This window comes from uncultured Corynebacterium sp., assembly GCF_945649885.1.
Classification (GTDB): Bacteria; Actinomycetota; Actinomycetes; order Mycobacteriales; family Mycobacteriaceae; genus Corynebacterium.
Genome location: NZ_CALZFS010000206.1, coordinates 1 through 2,549 on the forward strand (window position 1 = coordinate 1; position 2,549 = coordinate 2,549).

The 2,549-nt window shown below is 56.8% G+C and carries 1 protein-coding gene and 2 pseudogenes; all 3 read left to right on the plus strand.

All coding sequences use genetic code 11. The annotated features are described in order from the left end of the window. Window positions 1-299, plus strand: a pseudogene (locus tag Q0M74_RS13820) (hypothetical protein); the annotation flags it as partial. Window positions 300-447: 148 nt separating this feature from the next. Continuing rightward, on the plus strand, window positions 448-1,473 hold the full coding sequence (locus Q0M74_RS13825; protein ID WP_293955439.1) for an alpha/beta hydrolase family protein: 1,026 nt from the start codon (window positions 448-450) through the stop codon (window positions 1,471-1,473). Between the two features lie 763 nt (window positions 1,474-2,236). Then, window positions 2,237-2,549: pseudogene (locus Q0M74_RS13830) on the plus strand (hypothetical protein); the annotation flags it as partial.

A 2,549-nucleotide genomic window follows, 5' to 3' on the forward strand; every position in this document is an offset into this window, starting at 1 on the left:
CCCCGGGGTGGATTGATCCGGAGAAGACCTATGAAGCCCGACAGGCATTGAGGCATCCGGATCTGATCCACCTCTTCCAGGTCTACCGGGAGCCAATGTCATATCACCGATTCATAGACAATATTAAGTTTTCCCTCACTAAGGGTCGAACATTGGAGATTTCTGATGATCCTGCGGATCTGTTGAAAGAATTTTCAGCCATGCCCGCAGAGATCCAGGAAGGTTTGCCCACAATTGCCTGGCCAGTGGAAATAGGCCTGGATGAGCCTCGTGGTGAACCTCTATACGGCTCCCAGTAGGCATGAAAATAACGGCCAGTCCCCTCTGATAACTACCCAAGATTGTTACGTATTGGTAACGTGTCGGACGGAAAACTAGATAGGCAATAAAGATGGTCGATAAAACGACGTCGACTCAGTACCTATCTTTAACTGCCGGAGGAGAAACATGTCCGTAATTTCGCGTGCTGGCGCAATGAGCCATAAGCTCATTGTTCTGCTGGTGGCACTCGCAACCGCGGCTGGTCTCATGGTCGTTGGCACTGGAACCGCTGCTGCGGCAAACCGTGACTGGCTTCGCCCTGATGCAACCGGTCACTGTGACTGGGACGGCAAGGGCCATTGGGTCCAGCGCTGTGATGTCTACTCCCCTGCAATGGGACGCAATATCACTGTCCAGATCCAGCCTTCCCAGCGCGGTGGCAATGCCGGCTTCTACCTGCTTGACGGCATGCGCGCGACCCAGCACTCCAATGCCTGGCTGGTGGACACCAACGCCGCGGCACTTTACGCTCCGCACAACCTCACCCTGGTGATGCCGGTGGGAGGTGCAGGCTCCTTCTATGCTGACTGGAACCACCAGGCCTCCCTCTCCTCAGCCGACCCGGTTGTCTACATGTGGGAAACCTTCCTCACCGCTGAGCTGCCCGGCTACCTGGAGCGACACTTCGGCGTAGCACGCAATAACAACTCCGTTGCCGGCCTCTCAATGGGTGGCACCGCTGCACTGAACCTCGCAGCCAAGCACCCACACCAGTTCCGCCAGGCACTGTCCTACTCCGGTTACCTCAACACCACCGCGCCAGGCATGCAGACCATGCTGCGCCTGGCCATGCTGGATGTTGGTGGATTCAACGTCAATGCAATGTACGGCTCTGTCATCAGCCCGCGTCGTTTTGAAAATGACCCCTTCTGGAACATGGGCGGACTGCGCGGTAAGGATGTCTACGTCTCCGCAGCTTCCGGCCTGTGGGGTCCACAGGACAATGGCACCCGTGTGGATCACCGACTCACCGGCTCTCTCCTGGAGTTCGTCGCCATGGCCTCCACCCGCGCCTGGGAAGCCAAGGCACGCCTTGAAGGACTGAATGTCACCGCCGATTACCCGGCAACCGGTATCCACGGTTGGGGCCAGTTCAACCACCAGCTGCACAAGACCAAGGACCGCGTCCTCAACGTGATGAACGCCTGGTAACAACGCCTTCGCGAAAGCCACAGTGAAACCCTTGAGGGGCATCCCAATCCCGAATGCCCCTCAAGGGTTTTCTGCATCTTTTAAGACCCGGGCAACGTAATTATTTTCTGGTCTCGGTTCCTGATTCATTGTGGATGTCGTCGCCAGCGCCATGGACAGCGGCTATGGGGGAGGAGGCCGCAGACCCCACAGAGGCTGACCTAGATGGGCCAGGACACCCCCGTGTCTCCTATAGGAAACTGACCCCGGAATCCAAGGTGGTCTGTATTCCCTGATCCAGGTGAAAGCGTTGTTGTCGCCACCTCTGACCTGAGTGACGGCTTCCGCCTGAGAGCCCCTGGCGAACCTGCCGGTTGCTTGTGTCGTTTGGAAGTCAGCATCGATCCTGTCTATCTCCACAGCCTGCTGGGGGCTGCCGGAGCTGCGTCCCCACCGTCACGGGGTCTACCGGGGGGCCTGCAAAAACACTATTCAAGCGCTATTCTTCGGTGTGTCATTGTTAAAAGTCTCAAGTTGAACTTAAACTTGAGAGCAATCTGAAGTCAGAGAGCGGATTTCAAGGACTGGCACACCCACATGTGTAACCCTTTAAAACTGGTCAACGACAAACAGTGAAGAACTGAACATTCTCATGAAACGCAGACTGTCATAACCTGATGGATCACACTCCGAGAGCGGGGAACTCCCGGAACAAGGGAACCATCAGGCCTATGCTTAACAGTCTGTGCAGGCAGCAACCACAAACAACGAGAAGGACAACTTCATGCGCGACACCGCATCACGTTCCACAAAGTCCAGGCGCCGTTCCCTCTGGATCGCAGCTGGCGCTGTGCCCACAGCGATTGCCCTCAGCCTCTCGCTGGCAAGCCCTGTGGCCATGGCTCAGTCCTCAGTGGGGTCATCAGGCGTATCCCCCGAACTGATTGACAGCATCACCCGTGGCATGACTGATTACCTGCAGCCACGCGATGAAGCACTGCCGGAAGGTGAAGTCACCTACCCGGCAATCCAGGGGCTTCCTGAAGGTGTCCGCGTCAACAGCGCTGAATACGTCACCTCCCACCATGTGGTGCTGA